The 24,654-nt window shown below is 36.0% G+C and carries 25 protein-coding genes; 4 read left to right on the forward strand and 21 right to left on the reverse strand.

Features of this window, described 5'->3' with window-relative positions:
• From MKY29_RS14030 to MKY29_RS14050, 5 genes are all read right to left on the reverse strand, one after another.
• Positions 1 to 954 (reverse strand): acetyl-CoA carboxylase carboxyltransferase subunit alpha, encoded by a 954-nt coding sequence (locus MKY29_RS14030; RefSeq protein WP_090564244.1) that lies wholly within the window; start codon positions 952 to 954, stop codon positions 1 to 3.
• Entirely contained in the window at positions 948 to 1,820 is an 873-nt protein-coding gene (gene accD, locus MKY29_RS14035) for an acetyl-CoA carboxylase, carboxyltransferase subunit beta (protein ID WP_093496065.1), read from the reverse strand. Before accD ends, MKY29_RS14030 begins: the two co-directional genes overlap by 7 nt.
• Positions 1,821 to 2,465 carry a FadR/GntR family transcriptional regulator gene (locus MKY29_RS14040; RefSeq protein ID WP_241596898.1) on the reverse strand — a complete coding sequence of 215 codons (645 nt, stop codon included), beginning with the start codon at positions 2,463 to 2,465 and terminating at the stop codon, positions 1,821 to 1,823.
• Positions 2,466 to 2,573: 108 nt separating this feature from the next.
• Positions 2,574 to 5,633 (reverse strand): DNA polymerase III subunit alpha, encoded by a 3,060-nt coding sequence (dnaE, locus tag MKY29_RS14045; protein WP_093496066.1) that lies wholly within the window; start codon positions 5,631 to 5,633, stop codon positions 2,574 to 2,576.
• A 14-nt stretch (positions 5,634 to 5,647) separates the two neighbouring features.
• Positions 5,648 to 6,577: a DHH family phosphoesterase gene (locus tag MKY29_RS14050; RefSeq protein WP_093496067.1), complete on the reverse strand. Its 930-nt coding sequence runs from the start codon at positions 6,575 to 6,577 to the stop codon at positions 5,648 to 5,650.
• A gap of 95 nt (positions 6,578 to 6,672) precedes the next feature.
• Here MKY29_RS14050 and MKY29_RS14055 point away from each other — a divergent pair, with 95 nt between their 5' ends.
• On the forward strand, positions 6,673 to 6,978 hold the full coding sequence (locus MKY29_RS14055; protein WP_241596899.1) for a YtpI family protein: 306 nt from the start codon (positions 6,673 to 6,675) through the stop codon (positions 6,976 to 6,978).
• A gap of 153 nt (positions 6,979 to 7,131) precedes the next feature.
• On the opposite strand, the gene MKY29_RS14060 is transcribed toward MKY29_RS14055, so the two are convergent.
• Both MKY29_RS14060 and MKY29_RS14065 read right to left on the reverse strand, forming a co-directional pair.
• The gene (locus MKY29_RS14060; protein WP_241596902.1) at positions 7,132 to 8,439 is read right to left on the reverse strand and encodes a DRTGG domain-containing protein; all 1,308 of its coding nucleotides are present in this window, start codon (positions 8,437 to 8,439) and stop codon (positions 7,132 to 7,134) included.
• 55 nt (positions 8,440 to 8,494) lie between these two features.
• Complete coding sequence (locus MKY29_RS14065; RefSeq protein WP_093496069.1) at positions 8,495 to 9,184, reverse strand: metal-dependent hydrolase; 690 nt, start codon at positions 9,182 to 9,184, stop codon at positions 8,495 to 8,497.
• Positions 9,185 to 9,309: 125 nt separating this feature from the next.
• Between MKY29_RS14065 and MKY29_RS14070 the strand changes: the two genes are divergently transcribed.
• Positions 9,310 to 10,401, forward strand: a complete 1,092-nt coding sequence (locus MKY29_RS14070) for a M24 family metallopeptidase (protein ID WP_093496070.1) — start codon at positions 9,310 to 9,312, stop codon at positions 10,399 to 10,401.
• 79 nt (positions 10,402 to 10,480) lie between these two features.
• Here the strand turns inward: MKY29_RS14070 and MKY29_RS14075 are convergent, their stop codons facing one another.
• The 4 genes from MKY29_RS14075 to ald form a co-directional block, all read right to left on the reverse strand.
• Positions 10,481 to 11,161 (reverse strand): YqjF family protein, encoded by a 681-nt coding sequence (locus tag MKY29_RS14075; RefSeq protein WP_093496091.1) that lies wholly within the window; start codon positions 11,159 to 11,161, stop codon positions 10,481 to 10,483.
• A gap of 154 nt (positions 11,162 to 11,315) precedes the next feature.
• Positions 11,316 to 11,657 carry a fluoride efflux transporter FluC gene (locus MKY29_RS14080; RefSeq protein ID WP_093496071.1) on the reverse strand — a complete coding sequence of 114 codons (342 nt, stop codon included), beginning with the start codon at positions 11,655 to 11,657 and terminating at the stop codon, positions 11,316 to 11,318.
• Complete coding sequence (crcB, locus tag MKY29_RS14085) at positions 11,654 to 12,010, reverse strand: fluoride efflux transporter CrcB (protein WP_093496072.1); 357 nt, start codon at positions 12,008 to 12,010, stop codon at positions 11,654 to 11,656. Before crcB ends, MKY29_RS14080 begins: the two co-directional genes overlap by 4 nt.
• 67 nt (positions 12,011 to 12,077) lie before the next feature.
• Positions 12,078 to 13,193 carry an alanine dehydrogenase gene (gene ald / locus MKY29_RS14090; RefSeq protein WP_093496073.1) on the reverse strand — a complete coding sequence of 372 codons (1,116 nt, stop codon included), beginning with the start codon at positions 13,191 to 13,193 and terminating at the stop codon, positions 12,078 to 12,080.
• Positions 13,194 to 13,419: 226 nt separating this feature from the next.
• Here ald and MKY29_RS14095 point away from each other — a divergent pair, with 226 nt between their 5' ends.
• Positions 13,420 to 13,875: a universal stress protein gene (locus MKY29_RS14095; RefSeq protein ID WP_090564266.1), complete on the forward strand. Its 456-nt coding sequence runs from the start codon at positions 13,420 to 13,422 to the stop codon at positions 13,873 to 13,875.
• Positions 13,876 to 14,013: 138 nt separating this feature from the next.
• On the opposite strand, the gene MKY29_RS14100 is transcribed toward MKY29_RS14095, so the two are convergent.
• The 6 genes from MKY29_RS14100 to sppA form a co-directional block, all read right to left on the reverse strand.
• Positions 14,014 to 14,547 (reverse strand): AAA family ATPase, encoded by a 534-nt coding sequence (locus MKY29_RS14100; RefSeq protein ID WP_093496074.1) that lies wholly within the window; start codon positions 14,545 to 14,547, stop codon positions 14,014 to 14,016.
• 428 nt (positions 14,548 to 14,975) lie between these two features.
• The gene (locus MKY29_RS14105) at positions 14,976 to 16,166 is read right to left on the reverse strand and encodes an acetate kinase (RefSeq protein WP_241596905.1); all 1,191 of its coding nucleotides are present in this window, start codon (positions 16,164 to 16,166) and stop codon (positions 14,976 to 14,978) included.
• Positions 16,167 to 16,228: 62 nt separating this feature from the next.
• Positions 16,229 to 17,173, reverse strand: coding sequence for a class I SAM-dependent methyltransferase (locus MKY29_RS14110; RefSeq protein ID WP_340880110.1), 945 nt, complete (start codon positions 17,171 to 17,173; stop codon positions 16,229 to 16,231).
• 49 nt (positions 17,174 to 17,222) lie between these two features.
• The gene (tpx, locus tag MKY29_RS14115; protein WP_340880111.1) at positions 17,223 to 17,729 is read right to left on the reverse strand and encodes a thiol peroxidase; all 507 of its coding nucleotides are present in this window, start codon (positions 17,727 to 17,729) and stop codon (positions 17,223 to 17,225) included.
• 34 nt (positions 17,730 to 17,763) lie between these two features.
• Positions 17,764 to 18,342 carry an RDD family protein gene (locus MKY29_RS14120; protein ID WP_093496077.1) on the reverse strand — a complete coding sequence of 193 codons (579 nt, stop codon included), beginning with the start codon at positions 18,340 to 18,342 and terminating at the stop codon, positions 17,764 to 17,766.
• A gap of 12 nt (positions 18,343 to 18,354) precedes the next feature.
• On the reverse strand, positions 18,355 to 19,368 hold the full coding sequence (sppA, locus tag MKY29_RS14125; protein WP_090564274.1) for a signal peptide peptidase SppA: 1,014 nt from the start codon (positions 19,366 to 19,368) through the stop codon (positions 18,355 to 18,357).
• 104 nt (positions 19,369 to 19,472) lie between these two features.
• On the opposite strand from sppA, the gene MKY29_RS14130 reads away from it, so the two are divergent.
• The gene (locus MKY29_RS14130) at positions 19,473 to 20,273 is read left to right on the forward strand and encodes an NAD kinase (RefSeq protein WP_093496078.1); all 801 of its coding nucleotides are present in this window, start codon (positions 19,473 to 19,475) and stop codon (positions 20,271 to 20,273) included.
• A 33-nt stretch (positions 20,274 to 20,306) separates the two neighbouring features.
• Here MKY29_RS14130 and rarD read toward each other — a convergent pair whose 3' ends face one another.
• From rarD to thiI, 4 genes are all read right to left on the reverse strand, one after another.
• A complete protein-coding gene (rarD, locus tag MKY29_RS14135) occupies positions 20,307 to 21,215 on the reverse strand; it encodes an EamA family transporter RarD (RefSeq protein ID WP_093496079.1) in 909 nt (302 codons plus the stop codon).
• Between the two features lie 114 nt (positions 21,216 to 21,329).
• Complete coding sequence (gene mbcS / locus MKY29_RS14140) at positions 21,330 to 22,907, reverse strand: acyl-CoA synthetase MbcS (RefSeq protein WP_241596916.1); 1,578 nt, start codon at positions 22,905 to 22,907, stop codon at positions 21,330 to 21,332.
• Positions 22,908 to 23,162: 255 nt separating this feature from the next.
• Positions 23,163 to 23,366: an alpha/beta-type small acid-soluble spore protein gene (locus tag MKY29_RS14145; RefSeq protein ID WP_090564282.1), complete on the reverse strand. Its 204-nt coding sequence runs from the start codon at positions 23,364 to 23,366 to the stop codon at positions 23,163 to 23,165.
• An 82-nt stretch (positions 23,367 to 23,448) separates the two neighbouring features.
• Positions 23,449 to 24,651: a tRNA uracil 4-sulfurtransferase ThiI gene (gene thiI / locus MKY29_RS14150; protein WP_090564285.1), complete on the reverse strand. Its 1,203-nt coding sequence runs from the start codon at positions 24,649 to 24,651 to the stop codon at positions 23,449 to 23,451.
• Between the last annotated feature and the right edge of the window lie 3 nt (positions 24,652 to 24,654).

Below are 24,654 nucleotides of genomic sequence, written 5' to 3' on the forward strand. Positions count from 1 at the left end.
TTATTCATTGAATTCCCCTATATTTTTAAATTTTGAATATCGGTTTTCAATTAGCTCTTCTGGTGTTAAATTCACTAATTCTTTCAATGAAGTAATGAGTGTCTCCCTCATATAATTAGCCTGTGCCTCTATATTTTTATGAGCTCCTCCGTAAACTTCTTTGATGACAGTATCAATTATACCCATTTTCTTTAAATCAGGTGCAGTAATTTTCATTGCTTCGGCAGCTTGTTTTGCCAAGGATGCATCCTTCCAAAGAATAGATGCCGCTCCTTCCGGTGAAATAACCGAATACGTAGAGTTTTCTAACATATGAATATGATTAGCTACACCTATTGCTAATGCTCCTCCACTTCCACCTTCTCCAATAACAACACTTATTACTGGCACTTTCAATCCAGCCATTTCAACTAAGTTTCTGGCAATGGCCTCACTTTGGCCACGTTCCTCCGCAGCTTTTCCTGGATAAGCACCTTTTGTATCAATCATACAAATAATAGGACGATTAAACTTTTCTGCTTGTTTCATTAATCGCAATGCTTTTCGGTACCCCTCTGGATGAGGACTACCAAAATTACGTTTAATATTCTCTTTTGTATTTAACCCTCTTTGATGGCCAATAATTGTTATTGGTTTCCCTTCAAACAAAGCTATCCCACTTATAATTGCTGCATCGTCTCCATAAAATCTATCACCATGGAGTTCAATAAATTCTGTACATAAAAACTCTATATAATCCCTTGTTGTGGGACGACTAGGATGACGAGCAACCTGAACACGGTCCCAAGGTTCCATATTTTCATATATCTCTTGCTCTAATTTTTCTAGTCTTGCTTCTAAATTGACGATTTCTACTGACATATCTACGTCAGCACTTTCTGTATACGCTTTTAATTCTTCTATTTTTGTTTTTAATTGTACAATTGGTTCTTCAAAAGGTAGTACTTTTACCATTTTGCACCCTCCTTAGTCGTATGAAGATGAACGATGGAAGCTACTTTTTCCCGCATTTCTTTGCGATGAATAATGGCATCTAACTGGCCATGATTCAATAGAAACTCAGCAGTTTGAAAATCTTCTGGAAGTTTTTCTCGCACAGTCTGTTCAATGACTCTTCTACCAGCAAAGCCGATTAAAGCTTTAGGCTCTGCAATATTAATATCTCCTACGGATGCAAAGCTCGCAGAAACTCCACCCGTCGTGGGATGAGTAAGAATAGAAATATACAATAGACCATGGTCACTATGTCTTCTTAAAGCAACAGACGTTTTAGCCATTTGCATTAAGGAAAGAACACCTTCTTGCATTCTTGCCCCTCCACTTGCAGTATAAATAATAAAAGGAATGCCAAGTTCCGTAGCTTTCTCAATAGCTCGCGTAATTTTCTCGCCTACTACTGAACCCATAGACCCCATTCTAAAATGTGAATCCATAATTGCTACTACGACTTGTTGCCCTTCCAGCTTTCCAATTCCAGTAAGTACGGCTTCGTTCAACCCCGTCTTTTGTGCGTCAGCCTTTATTTTTTCCGTATAACTTGGGAAATTCAAAGGATTTACTGTTTCTAAATGATCATCCATAGACTCAAATGTATTTTCATCTAGAAAAATTTCTACACGCTCCCAGGCTGTCATTTTCATATGGTGATCACATGTAGGACATACTTTAAAATTCTTCATCAAGTCTTTTGTAAATACATTTTTTTTACACTCTGGACATTTCATCATAATGCCTTCTGGTACATCATTTTTTGCTTTTTCCGTCGGTATTGTAGCATATTTTTTCTTTTGATTTTTTCTAAATATATCTCGAATGCTCATTTATACATCTCCTCTATTAATTAACAAAAGCCATTCATTATATAGAGATAACGCTTGTTGTTCTTCTCCATTTTGCATAGCAATAAGAAGCTGAATCCAAAGGGACTTCTCTTCCAGTTTCATATTTTCTTTGTAAGGCTCTCCTGCAAACTGCTTTAACAAAAACCATATTTTTAAACCCAATCGATTATTGGAAATGATAATAATTTCACGAATTATATCTTCTCGTAACATATCTTCTACAATTAGTTTTTCTTTAAATGCATCCCAAATATGTAGTGTATAAAGTCTCTTTGACATACAAATCGTATAAATTGCATCTCTCTCCAATGCTGCTCTCGTTATATGTACATCTTCCTTCGACTTAGACTCTTGAAGGATAAATGTAGACAGCAGCTCGACTAGCCGATGCTTTCGATAATCCGATAGAAAAGTACCTTCTCCTCGACGTGTTTCTATTAAACCGAGTAACTCTAAACTCCTTAGTGCTTCCCTAACAGTTGATCTACCTACTTGAAGTCGCTCTGCTAGCTCCCTTTCAGATGGCAATTTTCCACCAACAGTAACATTTTCATCGGTAATGATTTGTCTCAACTGCTTTACAATTTCTAGAAACATTTTTTTAGGATTATTCGTTTGCTCCATTACGCCTCACTCTTCCATAAATTACAAAGTGGTCTGACCACTAATAATTATTAGTCTACAAAAGATTTGTTCAAACGTAAAGAAAAAACTGCATCTTAAATATGCAGTTTATTTTTCCATATATTTTGTAATGATTTGAGAGCGACCATTTCTACGCTCTGACTTTCCAGTAATAACAAGCATTTCCTGTTCTTTTAATAACAAATTGTACTTTGCGTATTCCTCCGGAAAAAGTGTTACGGACAAGCTACCTGTATCATCCTGTACAGTTAGAAAAGCCATTGCTTCACCTTTTTTTGTACGAATTCGTTTTATATCCTGTATTAGCCCTACTATCTTCACAGGCATATCTCTTGTTGACTGCAAAATATCCCAGATATTAATGAATTTATCCTCTAACGTTTTCTTTTTGGATACTGTAGGATGCTCTGAAAAATATTGTCCCAAGACTTCTTTTTCAAATTGAAGCTTTACCATAATCGGAAGTGGATCTGATAGTATATACTTTGACTTCCCAAAGTGAGAAGCATCTCCACCAAACAAGTCTGATTCCTCTGTAGGGCTTATTAATTCAGCATATTTAATAGCTGCATCTAGAGTAGCTAACAGACTCGACCTTTCGAAACCAAATTCATCTAGAGCACCTGCCTTTATCAATGGCTCTACATTTTTTCTTGTAAAATGAACAGCTGACAAATCAGATGCCAGATCAAATACATCTTCCCACTTGGTTTCTCGTTCCATACGTTTCTGTATTAATTTTTGTATAAAATTATGGGAGACTCCTTTTATAGCTTGTAAACCAAATCGCACTCTTCCGTTTTCAACTGTGAAGAATCGTTGACTACGAAAAATAGATGGAGCGAGAATCGCCATATCTTTTTGCTTCATTTCCATCATTAGCTCATTTATCTTCGCTTGGTTTCCTGTAGCTATGCTCAATAATGCACTATAAAAAGCAACTGGGAAATGCGCTTTTAAATATGCCATTTGAAAAGAAATAACACTATATGCTACAGCATGGCTTTTAGGAAAACCATAGTCAGCAAATCGGACGATTAAATCATAAACAGCTGAAGCAGACTGTTCAGAGTGTCCCTTTTGAATAGCTTTTTGAACAAAATGTACACGTTCACTTTGTAAAACTTCGCGATTTTTTTTGCTCACAGCTCTACGTAACAAATCTGCTTCCCCGAATGTAAAACCTGCCATTTTTGAGGCAATTTGCATAATCTGCTCCTGGTATACAATTATACCGTATGTTTCTTTCAATATTGGCTCTAGTATTGGATGTTCATAGGTTACCGGTGCTTGGCCAGCTTTTCGCTGAGCATAAAGAGGTATGCTTTCCATTGGACCTGGGCGGAATAAGGCATTTACTGCAACTACATCTTCAAATTTTGTTGGATTGATTTGTTTGAGAGCTTGTCGCATTCCTGCCGATTCCAACTGAAATACCCCTGTGGTATCCCCTTGCTGTAATAACTGAAAGGTCTGTTCATCGTGAAGCGGAATTTCTGTTAACTTAAATGGGTTGGATTGTTTATAATTAATGATCTTCAAAATTCTTTCAATAATCGTCAAATTTCGTAACCCTAAAAAGTCCATTTTAAGTAATCCTACTTGTTCTACTTCCTTCATCGGCCATTGTGTTAGATAAATATCGTCATGTCCACTTTGAATAGGTATAACATCTACTAAAGAAACTGGTGATAATACTACACCTGCTGCGTGTGTGGAAGCATTCCTAGGTAAACCCTCTAAAGCAAGTGCTACCTGAAACCATTTTTTTCGAATTTCTTCGGTTTGGATAAACTCTCGTAATTTTTCGGACATTGAATATGCTTCTTTTAACGTAATACCTGGCTTTGAAGGTATAAAAGATGAAATAGCTTCCAAAGTAGTCGATTCAAACCCAAAAACTCTAGCAACTTCTCTTGCTGCTGCTTTTGCGGACAATGTACCAAAAGTAATTATTTGGGAAGCATAGTTTTTTCCATACTTATCTACGACATATTGAATAACTTCCATTCTTCTCGAATCAGCAAAATCGATATCAATATCCGGCATTGTAATTCGTTCTGGATTTAAAAATCGCTCAAATAGTAAACCAAATCGAAGAGGATCAACGTCAGTGATATTCAAAGAAAATGCTACAAGCGAACTTGCGGAAGATCCACGACCCGGACCAGTTAGTATATCTTGCTGTTTAGCAAATTTCATAAAATCCTGAACGATTAAAAAATAGTCCTCGTAGTTCATTTGGCTAATAATGGACAATTCATAATTTAGACGCTCTATATAAGGCTGAGTAACTTCCTTTATCCGTTTACTCAATCCATCTTCACAAAGTTCTCTTAAGAAATCCCTAGAATTCTTAGCTGCTGGTAATGGATACTTTGGCATAATAGAAGCTGATTTTTCGATAGATACGTTACAGCTATTTAGCATAAACTCTGTGTTTTCTATCCAGGATGGAACATCTGAAAACCATTCACCCCATTCTTCACTAGAAAGTAAGTGAAGAGAGTTGATAGAGGGTTTTAAGCGGGCATGATCATTCATTTTTAGCGATTGATCCATCGCATTTAATACTTCATACGCAAAAGCATCTTCTTTTTCTATGTATCGACTCATATGGAAGACAGTAACTGGTATAGATAGTTGTTTACTGAAATCGATGATTAATTCTTCATGTTCTAACTTTTCACCATTCGGTCGCTCAATTGCTAAGTAGAAATTAAGTTCTCCAAATATCTTTTGTAATTCGGTCAGCTGCATAAGTGAAGTGGAAGACTCTCCTTTATATACGGCGATCAATCCTTTGTTATATGCTTCTAACCATCTTTTAGGTAGAACTGTAATTTCTCTTGTTTCTATACTACTAGATATTTTCAACAAATTTTCATATCCATTATGATCTTTTGCATATAGCACTAATCCTACAATATCTGACTCTAGTTGGACATTGACAGTGAGTCCGAGTACAGGTTTAATCTGTTGTGCATGTAATGCATGCCAAAAAGGCAGTAATCCATACAATTTACTATTTGTAATGGCAGCTGCCTGTGCATTATTTTGTTTTAACTTTTGAGTAAGTTGTTCCAATTGTATTGTGCTTTTCAGCATATCCGCCGATGTCACAATTTGTGGATATACTGTTTTCATGTAAACACCTCAATTTACAGCATTTTTAAATCTTTTATCACCAAAGCGGCTTCTTCCCATGACTTTACAGCAGCTCCCGAAGCAAGTGGATGTCCCCCACCACCATATTTTTTAGCTATTCCATTGATAACTGGACCTTTGGAACGTAGACGGACTCGAATTTCTGAGGAATCTTCTATAAAAAACACCCAACACTTCATACCTTTTACATCAGCTAAGGCACTTACTAGCAGAGAAGCTTCTGATTGATCAACTTGATATTCTTGGAGAATTTCTTTCGTTAGTTTAACATGCCCTATACCAGTTTCATCCATTTCAAAGTTTGCATATATATACCCTTTTAGTTGAAGAAGATTTCGTTCGACTTCATACATTCCATTAAACAAAGTTGTACTATCAAAACCATATGTAAGCAACTCACCTGCAAAATCCATTGTCTGCTTAGTTGTACTTTGGAACATAAATCTACCGGTATCTCCTACAATTCCTGCAAATAATAACCGAGCGATGGATGCATCCATTTTCCATTGTTTATATTTTTTTGCTTCTTCGAATAGTTCACAGATCATTTCACTTACCGAACTTGCTTCTGTATTTACCCATAGTAAATCGCCGTATGCATCATCATTTGGATGATGATCTATTTTTACAAGGAAACTTCCTAACTTATAACGTTCATCATCAATTCTTTCCGTATTAGCTGTATCTGTAACAATGATTAAAGCATCTTTAAAGTCTTCATCGGAAACCTTATCTGGATGTGCAAGGAAATTTAATGTATCATCATGAGTCCCAGTAGCTAAAACTTTTTTTGATGGGTAATTTAGTACAATGAGCTCTTTTAGCCCTATTTGCGAACCATATGCATCTGGATCAGGTCTAACGTGGCGATGCAAAATAATCTTGTCATACTTTTCGATTGTGTCTATGATTTGTCTTTTCATCTGGAATTACCTCACTTGTCTGGTTTTACTATTCGCATTTTTTAAAATTTCCCTTTACAATAGATAGAAGGTTAACTTTTTACTGGAGGTTCATTATGATTAATATTATATTAGTAGCTGCAATAGTGATTACATTTGTTTGGTATTTTTATTTTAAAACGAAACAATTCCGCACACCATTACCAATTCGCAAAAAATGGTTCGGTGCAAAAGCATCTGTATGTCTTGGTTCTTTTTTGTTATTTTTCGGTATAAACTTTTTAATCATTTATCAATCTTTTATAACGTATGTTGTTGCAGGTCTGTTTATCTTATTGGGAGGTTATTTTACGTATCACAATGTAAAAGTAGCCAAGCATTACGGTCAATTTGTAGAAGAAGAATTATCTATAAATCAATGATGCAGCTAAACTAGCTGCATCATTTTTTTCTTTAGATTACATAAATAACACTGTGAAATTCCGTTGCATCGTACTTTCATGTTTCGAAGCTAGCGTAGCGATGCAGAAATAGTCGGACGCTTTCCGAGCAAGTTCGGCAATCCTCCGCTATTTTTATCTCTCCAATAGCTGATACGTTACCATAGCTTTTCCAACTAAAAGTTTGTCATTAAAGATTTCAATATCCATCTTAGCTACTTTTCTGCTCAGTTCTAGTACTCTAGCTTGAATGCGTAGAATACTTTCTAGCTGAATCGGTTTCGTATAGTAAATGGTCATATTCTCTACTACACTTTCTCCACGCTTTCGAATTTTCAAGGTTTGTGCCCCTGTTTCCGTAACTAATATCGTAAAAGCTCCGTTGGACATAGCGCCATAATGATCTGTCATTTGTGGTGTAACTACAAATTCAAAAATATAGTCTTCAGTTGAAATGATTTTTATTTGCTGCTTTACAATATCATCAATCGTTTCACCGTTTTGAGGTTGTCTAGCAGCTGCTTGCAAAGCTTTTAATACATCCTGTCTACTAATGACACCCTCTAAATAATTCGTATCCCGAACCACTGGCAACAGGTCTACACCTTCCCAAATCATTCGATGACTAGCAGAAGATACACTTGTTTTCATCGTGACAGAAATAGGATTTTTCGTCATAACTTTTTCAATCGGTTCATTGTTGGATTTGCCGATAACATCTCTTGCAGTTATAATTCCTACTAATTTCTTCGATGCATCTACTACTGGGAAAACACCATGCGTCGTAATGTCATTTAGTACACGATACTGTTTGACCTGATCTGTAGCATACAGATACGACGTCTCTTGGAGCGGAACATAAATATCTTCGATTAACAATACATCTTTTTTTATGAGTTGGTCGTCAATCGCACGATTAATCATCGTTGCTACAGTGAATGTATCATAACTAGTGGATATAACAGGAAGTTCTAGTTCATCCGCTAGCCTTTTTGTACTCTCTGTAACATCAAACCCCCCAGTAACTAATACTGCTGCACCGGCTTGTAAAGCAGTTTCATGAACTTTCAATCGATTTCCTGCTATTAAAAGATTGCTCGGTTCTACATATCGCATCATGTCTTCTAGTTGCATTGCACCAATTACAAATTTATTTAAAGTTTTATGCAATCCAGTTTTACCACCTAAAACTTGTCCATCCACTATATTTACTACTTCTGCATAGGTTAAACGCTCGAAATGCTCTTTTTTCTTTAACTCGATCCGAATAGTTCCTACCCGTTCAATTGTACTAACTAATCTTCTTGTTTCTGCTTCTTTAATCGCACGATAGGCTGTCCCCTCACTGACAGTCAAATCCTTGGCAATTTGTCTAACAGATATTTTATCGCCAACTGGAAGTTTTTCAATGTAAGCTAAAATCTGTTCATGTTTTGTTGTCATGTAGTCACATCCAAACGATTATTATACGTTTATTGTACCACATAAGCATCATTTCCTAGTCACGATTCCACTGAACAGAGTCTCCGGCTTTCAACACTTGAACTTCTGCAGTGTCAACAAGATTCTTAAATATTTGAGGATCCTGTTTTATCGGAGGAAATGTATTGTAATGTACAGGCACTACAATTTGCGGTTTTAATAGCTGTACAGCATAAGCTGCATCCTCCGGTCCCATTGTGAAATTATCTCCGATTGGGAGAAATGCAACATCAATATCATTTCGGTCCCCTATTAGTTTCATATCTCCAAATAAGGCTGTATCCCCCGCGTGATAGATTGTTTTGTCTTGTAATGTTAGCAGTACTCCCGCTGGCATTCCACCGCAAATAATTTCTCCACTCTCTGTTGTATAGGAATTGCTATGGAATGCTTGTGTGAACTTCACTCTTCCAAACTCAAAATCATACGCTCCCCCTATACCCATTGCATGCACATTAATGCCAAATGATTCGATATAATTGGCAAGTTCGAAAGTTGCGATCACCGTGGCGCTATTTCTTTTTGCAAGGTCTACTGTATCCCCTAAGTGATCATTATGACCATGCGTCAATAAAATAATATCTACTTTTTCTTCGGATGCAACTAAATCAGTTTGTCCATTTCCTGTAATAAAAGGATCAATTAAGATCGTGTGCGCGTTTGTTTGTATTTTCACAACTGAATGACCGTGATAGCTGATTTGCATGATGTATTCTCTCCTTTTTGAAAGTTATTTTAAAAGTATTACTTATTATAATTCATTCAACGTAGATGTCAGAAATCCTCTATTCTGGTATGCTTAAAGTATTAAATTTAAAAAGAGGTGCCCTTATGAAACAAACAGAAAAAATACAATCATATCTACAAGAACATCAAATTGATGCTGCATTTATCACAACTCCAGATAACGTTTTTTACTTTACTGGATTCAGAAGTAATCCACATGAGCGTCTGCTAGGTGTAGCAATTTTCAAAGACTCAGCACCATTTATAATTTGTCCTAAAATGGAAATTCCAGATGCTAAAGCAGCAGGATGGGATGGAGAAATAATCGGACATGAGGATACCGATAATGCATGGGACATCCTCGCACAAAAAATCCAAAGTACAGCTGGTAATATCCAAAGCCTTGCCGTTGAGAAATCACATATGACGGTGGAAAGATTAGAAGCTCTCGATGAAAGAATAACTGACCTTCAAGTATCTAGAATCGATGAAAAAATCAATGACCTTCGTGTTATTAAATCGGAAGCAGAACTAGTGAATATGCGCAAGGCAGCTGAGCTTGCAGACTATGCAATTGAAGTAGGTTGCAAGGAAATTGCAGAAGGTAAAACGGAGCTTGAGATTTTAAATGCTATTGAACTGGCTGTAAAAGAAAAAGGAGCTGCACAGATGTCATTTGACACAATGGTACTTAGCGGACCTAAAACTGCTTCTCCTCACGGAACTCCTGGAGATCGTAAAATTCAAAAAGGAGACTTCGTCCTATTCGACTTAGGGGTAGTTTATAACGGCTATTGCTCAGACATCACTCGTACAGTTGCATTCGGAGAACCTTCTCCAGACAAACGTGAAATTTATGAAACTGTTCGTAAAGCTGAAGAAGCAGCAGTTGAAGCAGTGAAACCAGGTATTACTGCTATGGCTCTTGATAAAATTGCAAGAGATATTATTACAGCCGCTGGTTACGGAGATTATTTTACACATCGTTTAGGCCATGGACTAGGAATATCAGTTCACGAATTCCCATCAATTACTGGTGTTAACGATATGAAACTTGAAACAGGAATGGTATTTACAATTGAACCAGGTATCTATCACCCTGAAATTACAGGCGTTCGTATTGAGGATGATGTAGTGGTGACAGATAATGGTGTAGAAGTGTTAACGAAGTTCCCAAAAGAATTACAAGTTTTATAATAGATTTTATAAAGCACTGTGGATGGTCTGGAACTGCACCCCAAATGTTAGAGTTATTAATCTAACTTTCGGGGTGTTTTTAGTCTTCAAACGCTTTTACAAGCGGCCACATTCTTACCTCGATTATTTTGGAATAATGAAAAATTGCACTGTCATTCTCTACCACAATTCCTTGACTACTAAGCATTGTGTTTTCTTTTATTTCGGATTCTGCCTGTTGTAACAGCCAAGGATGATGTAATATATCACATCGTAATGGAACACCTTTTGAATTTAAAGTATACAGACAATAACGTTCCACTAACCACTCTTCAAAAGAGCCTTTCTCCGCAAAATAAGGCTTTGAAACTGGACGATAATCTGCTACGAACCGTGCATCCCCCTTCACTCTTTTACTCTCATATTTAATCAGATCTGCATGCTTTTGTACTTTTATATGTGCATGCACATATGGTAAGTGATAGAACGTTCTAGCAACTTTTACAGCAAGAAGATTCGTTGCATCTAGACTAAAAAAGTATACTCCTGGTTTTCCATCAATAATTACGTATGTCCGAACATTCAGCTCGGGAAATTTATCAGTTCCTGGTACAGGAGGTAAACCACGCAATCGAATATCAGTCATATGAAATGGTACTACTCCAACCCAACACTTACCATCATATGTATCTAAAGGTAGTACTTCAGGTACTAGTTTACGTAAAACTTCATATTTAACCGGAAAATGAGCAAAAAGTAAATCATTCCACGTTTGCTTCATTACCCATGGCAAGTTAGGTAGTGGCCATAATCTGTGGCCAGCATCCCAATTCGTTTTATTAGGTTTTTGATAGTCTTTCAAAATTTCTTAGCTCCTTCTCACTTAAATCAAATAATACGCACTCAAGATGCCTTTTTCAAAATTGTTTCTAACTCTAGAATACCAAGTATCCAACATAGGCAACAGCAAATCCTCCCGTATAAGTAGAAAGGAAATATATCAGCCATAATTTAGGATGCTTTTGCAAGGAATATAGTTCTTTATTTAATGTAGAGAAAGTGGTCAGGGAGCCTAGTAATCCTATACCAATTAGTAGCAGATAAATTTCTCCTGCTTGTGCACCTACCAATAAACCAAGTAAAAGACCGCCAACAAGATTAACTGAAAGGGTTCCAAATGGAAAAGCACCACTTGTGTTTTTATTCAGCTTTTCAGAAATGATAAATCGAATATTTGCTCCTATAAATCCTGCAATACCCACTAAGATGAAACTCATTTACTCACCTCGTTTTTCCAACCAAAATTACTCATTAAAATTCCACCTAGAATACTAAGTATTATATAAAGTACTGCTAGATAAACTTGTCCATCCTCTATCATCGTTATCGTTTCCACACTAAATGTAGAAAAGGTAGTAAAAGATCCAAGGAAACCTGTCCCAATAGCAACCTTTAGTTTACTAGAAATCGGTAATGCTCTGGACGTTATATATGCCAATGCATAACATCCAATCAGGTTAACTAGTAAAGTAGAGAATGGAAATCCTGAGTCATATACCATAAAAATATTAACCAAATACCTTGTAATTGCGCCTAAAGCACCTGCTATTCCTATGTACATATACACCATAAAAGATCACCTCATTAACTAGAAATCACTCAAAGCATTATTGCCTTGAGTGACTAATTTTAAAATATTAGTTTAAAAGTGTTGCTACGTCTACATATGGTAGGCCTTGCGCCTCTGCAACTGCTTTAAAAGTAACATGACCATCTAATGTATTAAGCCCTTTTTGTAAAGAAAGGTTATCTAAACAAGCTTGTTTATAGCCTTTATTGGCAATTTGTAAAGCATACGGTATTGTCGCATTTATAAGCGCCATAGTAGAAGTTCTTGGTACTGCACCTGGCATATTAGCAACAGCGTAATGTACAACACCATGCTTTTCATATGTTGGGTTATCATGTGTTGTAATGCGATCAGAAGTTTCAAAGATCCCACCTTGGTCGATTGCAATATCAATAACAACAGAACCTGGAGACATCGTTTTAATCATTTCTTCCGTTACCAGTTTCGGAGCTTTTGCACCAGGTATTAATACACAACCAATAACTAAATCCGCTTCTTTAACTGCTTCTGCAATATTATACGGGCTAGAAATTAATGTTTGAATGGTTGATCCAAAGATATCCTCTAATTGGCGAAGACGATCCGGGTTTAGATCGATGATGGTAACCTGTGCTCCCATTCCAATTGCAACGCGAGCGGCATTTGCACCAGCGATTCCTCCCCCTATTATTGCTACTTTTGCACGTGGGACTCCAGGAACTCCTCCAAGTAATATCCCTTTTCCTCCGTTAATTTGCTCTAGATACTGTGCGCCAATTTGGGTTGCCATACGACCTGCAACCTCACTCATCGGAGACAATAAAGGTAATGTATTATTAGGAAGTTGAACTGTTTCATATGCAATTGCAGTAACTTTTTTGTCTAATAATACTTTTGTTAAATCTGCTTCAGGTGCTAAATGTAAATATGTGAAAAGAATCGACTCTTCACGTATTAAGTCAAATTCAGCACGAGTAGGTTCTTTTACTTTCATAACCATTTCTTGATTCCATGCTTCTTTAGCCGTTGATACAATTTTTGCTCCTGCAGCTATATAGTCTTCATCGGTAAAGCTTGACCCAAGACCAGCACCAGTTTCAATAAAAACTTCATGTTTAAAATGCGTTAAACTTACTACACCAGCCGGTGTCATTGCAACGCGATTTTCATTGTTTTTTGTTTCCTTTGGAATCCCAATACGCATATTTCGCATCCTCCTATGTAAACCATGTTGTTGTGAAAATGACACATTATTTTCTTGCATCATTTCATACAAATCCATTCTATCATTTATATATTTAAAATACCGCAACAATTTAATTTTCTGTTACAAGTATTCACAAATACGACTTAATAAAAATGAATAATAAGGAGGAATATGTCTAACAATCTCGAATAATATATATATAACCAACAAGGAGGTTTTTAAAATGACATTAAAATATAATCAAATTTTAGTTGCTGTCGATGGATCCAAAGAAGCAGAATATGCATTTAAAAAATCTGTTTCTATTGCTGCACGTAACAATGCAACATTAAATCTTATCAATATTATTGATACTCGTTCATTTGCAGCGATTGAGGCTTATGACCGTTCTATCGCTGAAAGAGCTCAAACGTTTGCAGAGGATTTACTAGGTGGATATAAAAAAGAAGCGCTTGCCGCTGGAGTACAAAATGTGAATGTCGTAGTTGATTACGGCTCGCCAAAAACAATGATCTCTAAGGATATTGCTAAAAAAGTAGAAGCAGATTTAATTATCTGTGGTGCAACTGGTCTAAATGCAATGGAAAGATTTTTAATTGGTAGCGTATCCGAATATATCGTACGTTCTGCTACTTGCGATGTACTAGTAGTTCGTACTGATGAACCACTAGAAGCGTAGTATATAAAACAATAAAAATGGTTGGTCGTGAAACTTTTCACAACTAACCATTTTTTTGTTTAAGATAGAATTGCCTAGCTTCTCATATTCTATTCAAGTGTTATTATGATTACCTACACCTATTGATATACTCTTCTCTTACTTACATCTTTTAATCCTATCACATATAATATTCACAATCTCCAAAACTGGCAAAGTCCCATCTACACTTATGTCAGAATCGGGTTTAATCGTCTTTAACATCTCAAGATAGCCCCTTCTTCCACGCGAAACATAGTTATCCAGATCCTGCAAAATAATTCGATTGGTATCATTTTGAAAATCGCGAGTTAACCTACGCGCAAGAGCAACATCTAAAGGGGTATCAATAAATACAGTAAAATCTATGAATCCACGTATCATGGAATGCTTATATGCAAATGGATAATCTAATATTATAAAGTTCAGTTGTTCTGAAAGTAGTATTTCTAAGTCCTTTAAGAGAGGAGATAAATTCCAATCGTCATAAATAGCACCGCTATCTACCCAATTTATAATGTCGTCCGGCCCTTCAAAATCATAGTTATCAAAGAAGAGTGATTTAGAATTATGTAATTTTTCGCTTAGCTGTCTTACTATAGTTGTTTTCCCACCACCAGACACGGCAGCTATCGAAATGACAAATGGTCGCATTTTATCCCCCCTATAAAAATTCAAAAATCTCAGTTCTTCCTTTTCAAGTGGAACGACAGAAAGTTTAAGTTGTTCCCTCCTTTTGTTAATCTATTTAAGTAATATTATTCTTTTTGATATTTGAAAAGATAAAGATTTCCATTACCAAATAGAGCATACTTAATGCTATTTAAGTATCTGTAGGGTGTGGGTGTGGGTGTTATACTTCTTCTACTCCCATCCTCTCTTCTGGTATTCTATAAAATCTTCCATATCTCCTGCCTTTCTTATTAACAAAAAAGGACATAGAGTATTCTCTACGTCCTACTTAATAGTACATTTTACATATTTTTTTTTTACATCTAATGGGAACAAGAATTGCATATTATTCTCAATAGTTTTCGTTTAGCCAGTGGTCCATAGAACTTCTTTATGTCACCTGATACCTCTTACAGCTTTGCAATCCTCACCGTATCTCTAGCTATCATAATTTCTTCATTTGTTGGAATTACAATTACTTTCACGGGAGAGTGTGGATAATTGATGAAAGTTTCTTTCCCGTTTATTTTATTTAAATCTGGATCCATATAAACACCCATAAACTGGAGTCCCTTTAATACTTTTTCCCTTATTACTTCACTATTCTCTCCGATACCAGCTGTAAAAATAATGGCATCTACGCCATTCATACGTGCAGCATAGGATCCCATGTATTTATGAATTCGATCGGCAAAAACGTCAAGTGCCAGCTGCGCACGATCATTTCCTTTAGAAGCTTCTCCAACAATATCTCGTAAATCACTAGAGAATCCTGAAACACCTAGCATTCCAGATTTTTTATTAAGAATATCTAGGATACCCTCTGCATCTTTGCCTGTTTTCTCCATCAAATAAGGGATTAAAGCAGGATCAATATTACCAGATCTTGTTCCCATTGTTACACCCGCAAGCGGCGTAAAACCCATGGATGTATCGATTGATTTACCATGTTGAATAGCTGCAATACTTGCCCCATTTCCAAGGTGACAGGATATAAATCTAGTTGTTTCCAACGGTCTATTTAAGAGGACTGCAGCTCTTTGCGATACGTACTTATGTGAAGTCCCGTGGAAACCATATTTTCTTATACCGTATTTTTCGTAATAGTCATAAGGAATTGAGTACAGATAAGAGCTTTCTGGCATCGTTTGATGAAAAGCAGTATCAAAAACTGCTACTGCTGGAACATTTGGAAGCTCCTTTTTAAATACTCTTATTCCAGTAATATTCGCTGGATTATGAAGTGGTGCTAATTCCGATAATTCTTCTAGCGTATCTAGTACCTCTGCAGTTATTAAAACAGAATCACTATAAACCTCACCACCATGTACTACTCGATGCCCAATTCCTTGAATATCATTTAACGAATGAATCACATTCTTTTCTATCAGCATATTCATCAATAATTTTACCGCTTGTTCATGATTGTCCACCTGTTCAATAATATTAATACGTTCATCATTTGTCGACATTGTAAAAATAGGATTTCCTAGACCAATTCTTTCTATTAGTCCTTTAGCAATTACCTGTTCGTCTAACATTTCAAAAACTTGGAACTTTAATGAAGAGCTTCCTGCATTTATTGCTAAAATTATTGGCATAAAAAACGCTCCTTCGTTGAACTAGTACTTTAATTGTACCGTTCAAAGAAGGAGCTAGCAACTCACTTGGTATTCTGTTCTTGCCAAATTTCGATCTTTTTCAAAAATAATTCCATAGCTTCTTTGTTCATCATATTCGGAACCTTCGCTAATAGTACCTCTCTCGGAGCTTTCAAATCATTGCTCTTCTTTTGTATTATCAAAAGACTTTTCTCTTGTCCCTTTGTTTTGAAAATGGAATTTGGGAATTGAATAACAGCTTGAATCCAACCATTTTCCTTGATGAATTCATGAAGTTTCGGTGCTTGTTTAGATTCAAATATAGTATCTGGCACTAAAAAGAATAGATAGCCACCCGGTTTTACATGCTTCATCGACTGCTCCATAAATAAATGATGAGCATACGACATTTCTTCTGTACTGTGGAGGAAGTAGTCCTGTGAAGTTTCTGTATCTGGATAATATCCAACAGGTAGATCGCTTACGACAATATCCACAGGGTCAATTAAAAGAGGCTTTAAAGCATCTTGCCTAAATAATCGTATGTCATGCGTAAGGAGTTCACCTGTCTGCGCTGCTAATTGAATTAATAATTCATCAATTTCTACACCAAATGCATGGTTTTCTGTCGGCAATGCATTCATAATAGTATAAAGCAAATTGCCAGTTCCTAATGCAGGGTCTAGAATTGACAATTCCTTTCTATCTTTCGTCATCTCTTTTACAAAATAACTTACTAATAATCCAATTGCATCCGGTGTCATCTGATGATTAACCTGAGCAGACTTCTTCATGCCTTTTAATATAGCTAATTGTATAGCTTTTCGAATTTCTTCTTTGCCTGCGTCTATTATAGATGGCCTTTTTTTATCAGATAACCAAAGTTCGAGTGCATATACGACACCTTCTAAATACGTTGCAGAAGCTTCGTTCTCGATGTAACTACTCTCTTGATCAATATAAGTAAAAATTTGTTCAACATGTGTGTGCATAGTATTATCCCTCATAGTAAAACCCACTCCTTACTTCAGAGTGGGCTTGCATTATTTTAGTTAATTAATTCGTTAAGGCTTTTACTGCTTCTAATGCTTTTTCATAGTTTGGATGATCTGTTCCTTCTCCAACATATTCAGCATAAGTTACTACATCGTTTTTATCTACTACAAACACAGAACGTGCTAATAAGCGTAATTCTTGCATTAGTACTCCGTATGCTTCTCCAAATGATGCATCACGGTGGTCAGATAAAGTTTGGATTGCTTCAGCAGCATTAGTACCACACCAACGTTTTTGAGCGAAAGGTAAGTCCATTGAAACAGTTAAAATTACAACATCGTCACCTAAACTAGCAGCCTCTGAGTTAAATTTGTTAGTTTGTGTAGAACAAACTCCAGTATCAAGGGAAGGTACTACACTGATTAAACGAATTTTACCAGTTGAATCTTGTAAAGTCACGGGTGATAAATCATTTGCTAGCACTGAAAAGTTAGGTGCCTTTTCTCCAACTACCACTTCTTTACCAACTAATGTTACAGGATTATTTTTGAATGTTACTTCTGCCATAATATGTAGCCTCCTTTTTCATACCTTCATCTTACTAGAATACATTCGGCTCATGCAACTCTTTTGCAACAGCATTTTCATATGTTACTTTCTCTTTTAAATCATATACAGATTCATGTACAACTAATGTATCCGCGATAAAATCATGTACACCTTGTTTTTTAGGTGTGAAAGCTACAACTAAATAAGGGATATTCAACGGGATTATAGAAATTAAACGACCAACCCACTCCCTAAATAATACAGTACCCCATTTTAGTTTTCCACCATCTTTAGATATAACACGAATGCCAAATACCATTTTTCCAACAGTCTGACTACAGAGCTTCGTCATCAACACAAAATACGCGTAGAAGATAACTGCTGTGATGACCGTAAAGGGTGCATACCACTCAGAATTATTTAACTCTAATGAGAACAAACGAAAAATAGGTTTGATCAATAACATTCCTATTGAAGCTAAAACGAGAATATCTACAGTATATGCCCAAAAACGAATCCAAAAGCCAGCAGCCTTCTGTTCATATTGTGCAGTTCGATGTACAATTACTTGCTGGGTTGCAGAGGTGTTCGCTTGCACATGCTGCTCTTCTGTTTGTACAAATTCACTCATCTAAAACCCTCCTTATTCATTCCCGTATAAATACATCATTTTTGGGGAGCTATTTTCTGTGATTAACTGTGCAATGAGCTTAGATTCCATGTCTAAACCTAAGAAAGATTGTGCTTTCACTGCAAACAACGAAGCGAAATTTTGTGAGTATCCATATTCAAATACTTCTGCTTTCTCTAAGTTATGGTCCGTTTTTATAGCTTGAACAACGTCCTCTAAAAAACCATAATCATCAGCTAATCCAGATTCGATTGCTTGACGGCCATTTAAAATTCTTCCGTCAGCAACTTTCTTAACATCCGCTTCCGTCATGTTTCTACCTTTTTCGATAATATCAACGAAGTCCTCATACGAGTCGTTTAACATTTCTTGTAACATCGTTCTTTCTTCTTCTGTCATTTCTCTAGTAGGACTCATAATATCTTTGTATGGTCCTGATTTAATAGTTACAAATTCCACACCATATTTTTCTGCTAACTTACCATAGTTAACACTTTGCATGATTACACCAATTGACCCTGTCATCGTTTCTTTATTTACAAATATTTTATCTGCAGGAGCCGAAATGTAATAACCTCCCGAGGCAGCCATACTACCCATTGAAACATATATTGGTTTTTCAGTTTCTTCTTGAATTTCAATAATTTCTTTATAAATTTGTGCCGATTCGACAACTCCACCACCAGGTGAATTTACTTGTAATACAATTGCTTTTACCGTTTCATCAACTTTTGCTTGCTCTAACTGTTGTAAGAAAAATTGATGATTATACCCTTCTGCTGCAAAAAGTGAACTTGCACTCCCTGTATCTTGTATTGTCCCATCTACTGTTAGTAATGCAATTCGTTCGTTCATACTACCTTCTTCTACAACGGTTTCAAAGAATTCTGAGCTAGAAGCAGATGCAAATTCATCTAAATACGATGTCCAATCTGTTGAAAATGCTGTTGAAACGGTATTGACGAATATCGAAATAAGTAATAATAATGATGCTCCCAAAATAGCAAACCAGCGTTTCATATTCATATGTACAATTCCTCCTTTAATACTTCTCTTTACATACGTAAAGAATATCTAAATGTTTCACGAAATGGTAAAATAAATATATACAATAGTAAAGGAGAATGTTTATGGCCTCCAAAAACGCAATATATTTATATACTAAGAATGACACAAAATCTTTACAAAGAAAAGACAGAATCGCCGAAGCAATACATAGTCATGGTTTTAAGGTTGTTGAAGACTCCGGGCTTGCTTCTATAATCGTCAGCATTGGTACGGATGGCTCCTTTCTACAAGCAGTTCGTAAAACTGGATTTAGACAGGATTGTTTGTATGCTGGTATTTCCACAACGGATACACTCAGTATGTACTGTGATTTTTTAGCAGATGATATAGATGCTATGGCTGAAGCAGTTCTTACTAAGAATATTCAAGTTCGGAAATATCCATTGCTAGAAGTTTCGGTAAATAATCACCCGAAATTTTTATGTCTAAATGAATTTACGATTCGCTCAAACATTATTAAAGCATTTGTATTAGATTTAATTATTGACCAGAAGCATTTTGAATCCTTTAGAGGCGATGGCATAGTAATATCTACTCCAACAGGTAGCTCAGGTTATAATAAATCATTGAATGGTGCTGTAGTTGACCCGCTTCTTCCATGTATTCAAGTTGCAGAAATTGCTTCTGTTAATAGTAACGAATATAGAACTCTAGGCTCATCCTTTATATTAAGTGGGGAAAGAACACTAGAGCTTCGCTTGCATAAGGACTGGAATGATTACCCTTCGATGAGCACTGACAACGAGGCACTTAGTATTCAGCATGTAGAAAGTGTCACAATTTGTTTGAGTGATAAAGTTATCAAAACTGTTAGACTGAAGAATAATAGTTATTGGGAAAAAGTGAAAAGATCGTTTCTATAATTTGAATCCGATGTGTAAAAACAGATAGTTCCGTTATACAACGGAACTATCTGTTTTTCTTACTTGCATTATCTTAGATATTGTAAACAATATTAGTGCAAGCCAAATACAAGAAAATGATAAAAATTCTATTTTGCTAAATGCTTCATCGTATAATAATATCCCAACTAGCAACATTATTGTCGGTGCTATGTATTGAAAAAATCCTGACATATATAGTGGCATTGTTTTCGTTCCCTTAGCAAATAATATTAATGGCACAGCAGTTGCAACACCAGTGAATATGAGTAGAATGACAGTACTTGCATTTGATGTAAAAAATACTGCTTTATCTGAAATCACAAGATAGACAAAATAGATTAACGCAACAGGTAAAACAAAAAAAGTTTCAATCGTTAATCCTCGTAGTGGATCAATTTTAATACTTTTCTTTATCAGACCGTATAAGGCAAATGTTATGGCAAGCGTAAATGCTATCCATGGAACTTCGCCATAAGAAACAGTTAAAATAATTACACCAATAGCAGCAAGCAGTACGGAAAACTGTTGAGCTCTTGATAATCTCTCTTTTAAAAATATTATCCCCAGTAAAATGGAAAGTAGTGGATTTATATAATATCCTAAACTTGTCTGAACGATAAAACCAGCATTCACTGCATATATGTATGTAAACCAATTTCCTGTTACTAGATAGGAAGCTACAAATAGCCCCCAGAAAGATTTTTGGTTTGCCCATAAGTCTTTTAGATCTATTTTCAACTGTTTAAAATTTCTACCTACCATTACTAACATTAGTGTAAATATAAATGACCAAATCACCCTACCTGAAAGTATTTCATCACTTGAAACATGCTCTAATAGCTTCCAGTAGATTGGCATGAACCCCCATAAAACATATGCCAATACTACAAATACAATTCCTTGTTTTTCTTCTGTACCCATTTATGACACCTCTTTACTTTGTAACTCGAAATATTAAACCATTATATTGCTTTAAATTACTAAAGTAAATAAGAAAACACGGAGAGATAATTTCTCTCCGTGTTTTCATATTACTTACTGTTTACTCTGTTCTTTCTGTCGTAATTCCAATCTCCTAATTTTCCCAGAAGTTGTTTTCGGTAATTCTTCGATAAACTCAATTTCCCTTGGATATTTATATGGAGCAGTTATTTGTTTCACATGATTTTGTAGTTCTTGTATTAAATCTTCAGAACCCACTTTAGATGTATCACGTAATACAACAAACGCTTTAACAATGCTTCCTCTTTCAGGATGTGGTTTACCGACTACAGCGCACTCTTGTACTGCTGGATGTTTCGTCAATGCATCTTCTACTTCAAATGGACCAATCGTGTAGCCTGAGCTAATAATAATATCGTCTCCACGACCTTCAAACCAGAAGAAACCTTCCTTATCTTTTTTCGCCCGATCGCCTGTAATATAGTAGTCCCCTCTGAACTGCATAGAGGTTCTTTCAGGATCTTTTAGGTATTCCTTAAATAATGCTGGTGTTTCTAGATGAACAGCTATATCTCCAACTTCTCCAGGCGGACAAATTTGACCTAGGTCATCGATAATTTCAACTGTATTTCCTGGTGTTGGTTTACCCATTGATCCAGGTCTTGCCTCCATGCCTTTCATCGTTCCAACAAGTAACGTATTTTCAGTTTGCCCATAGCCATCTCGCACTTCTAAACCAAATACTTTTTCGAAAGTTTCTATTACCTCTCTATTTAATGGTTCCCCAGCAGAAACAGCACTATGGAGAGAAGACAGATTATAATTGTTTAATGTATCAACTTTCGCCATGATTCGGTACTCAGTAGGTGTACAACAAAGAACATTCACTTCCTTCTTTTCAATAATCCTCAAGTAGGTATTGGGTTCAAACTTGCCGTTATATACATAGCCGACTGCACCACTACCTAGTGTCGCTAAGAAGGGACTCCAAATCCACTTTTGCCAACCTGGGCTTGCTGTTGCCCATACCACATCACCTTCTTGAATCGCTAACCAGTTTGGTCCTGAAGTACGTAAATGCGCAAAAGCCCATCCATGTGTATGCACAACACCTTTTGGATTTCCAGTCGTACCACTTGTATAAGAAAGGAATGCCATGTCATCCTTTAACGTATCAATAGTTTGAAATTCATCTGATTCAGATTGTATATCTTCCGTCAACGAAATCCACTTGTCTTTCTTATTACCGATTGCAAATAATAGTCGCTTATCTAAATTACGAACTTCCTTAAATTGATCAAGGAATGGCTCATAGGCAATAATTGCCTTTGCTTCACTATGTGTCAAACGGTATTCAATATCCTTTGCACGAAGCATTTCAGAACTTGGGATAACAACAAGACCAGCTTTCAATGCAGCTATATATATTTCATATGCTTCGATTAAACGTGGTACCATTATTAATACCACGTCCCCTTTTTGAAGACCTTTATGGGTGAACAAATTGGCAATTTTATTGGCTTTCTTTATTAAATTTTTGTATGTACTTTTTTTCTGCTGTCCATCTTCAGATTCCCATATTAACGCTAACTTTTCTTCATCTACTGCGTACTTTTCAAATTCTGTCACGAGGTTATAATGTGTAGGGGCAATTAAATCTTGTTTGTTCATTAAATCTCCTCCTTTTACTAGTTAATTATAGAGGAAGATCAGCACTTTTGGTAAACAAAAGATAAAATTTTCAGATATTTTGTGCAAATCTAAATTAGACATTCACTTTTTAGAATGTAACTTAAATGTGCAAATGCGGATTTTCACAACCTTAAAGACTGTTTAGCAAATTTACTGTTTACACTAAATAGCTTTCCAATCTGAGTACAATCTAAATGAAAAACCGGTAGCAGAAGCTACCGGTTTTTTGTTTAATTATTTTTGAAATCCATTCATTTGTTGTTGGGCTTGGGCAACCAATCGCTTCGTAATTTCTCCGCCTACGGATCCGTTGGCACGCGATGATGCTTCACCACCAAGTTGTACTCCAAACTCTTGAGCGATCTCATATTTCATTTGATCTAATGCTTGTTGTACACCAGGTACTAGAAGTTGATTTGAGTTATTATTGTTTGGCATGTTCCTCACCTCCTTGTGAAATTAGATTGTTCATTTTCGTCTAATTCATACACAGGGAGGAAAAGGTATTTTTTACTAATTGTTAAAGAAGACTTGAAAATTCATTCGACTTTCTCATTGGGAATGAAAGAACTTCTCTATTTTGCACTGCTTCTGTTATTAATTCGTCAAAATCCTTAAAGCTTTCGTAATACTCAACCTTCTCAAGCTTTGGCTTTGTTTTGGGACAGGATGGTGTAAAAATAGTACAACAGTCTTCATAAGGCAAGATGGAAGTTTCATACGTCCCTATTTCCCGGGCAATATCAATAATATCTAGCTTATCCATAGAAATAAGTGGTCTGAAAATTGGTGTAGATGTTACAGCATTAATGGCAGTTAAGCTTTCTAATGTCTGGCTTGCAACCTGGCCTAAGCTCTCGCCAGTAACAATTCCTAATGCTCCTATTTCTGCACGGACTAGATCGGCAATTTTCATCATCAGACGTCTAGTTGTAGTCATTGATACATTTTCAGGGATTTGAGCTTGTATACTTTGTTGGATATCTGTAAAAGGTATGACATGAAGTCTCACAGTTGCCCCAAAGTGACTTAACTGATTGGCCAAGTCCATTACTTTCTCTTTCGACCGTTCACTTGTGAATGGTGGACTATGAAAATGTATTGCATCGAGACGAACCCCACGTTTTAAAAGCATATATCCAGCAACGGGGCTGTCTATTCCACCTGATAACATTAATAAGGAACGACCGTTCGAACCTAGAGGCATTCCACCCGCACCAGGAATTACCTGTGCCATCATATAGACAGCATCATTTAACACTTCAATTCGTAAATCTATTTCTGGCTTTTTCATTTGAACTTTTAAAGTAGGGTTTTGTCTTAATACATTACTCGCTACCACGCTTTGCAGCTCATAAGTGTCTAATGGAAAAAACTTATCAGTGCGTTTTACAGTAACCCGAAACGTTTTATCTTGGCTTTCTAAGCTATCCATTATTTTGAGTGCAGTTGCTTGAATATCATCTAAGTCTTTTGAACAAGAAGCTACTGGACTAAATGATTGAATTCCAAATATTTTAGGCAAACGTTCGATTAAGGCATGAATTTCGGAATCATCTGATGATGTTAAAAACATGCGATCTCTTTCAGCTTGAATCTTAATATTAGGCAAATCTACAAATGAAAACCTTATATTATTGCGTAAATGTGATATAAATTGCTTCCTATTTTTACCTTTGGTAGATAATTCACCATATCGTACTAATATTTTTTCCCACTTCATGCT

Origin of the sequence: Psychrobacillus sp. FSL K6-2365 (assembly GCF_038003165.1) — a bacterium.
In the GTDB taxonomy this organism is placed as follows: domain Bacteria; phylum Bacillota; class Bacilli; order Bacillales_A; family Planococcaceae; genus Psychrobacillus; species Psychrobacillus psychrodurans.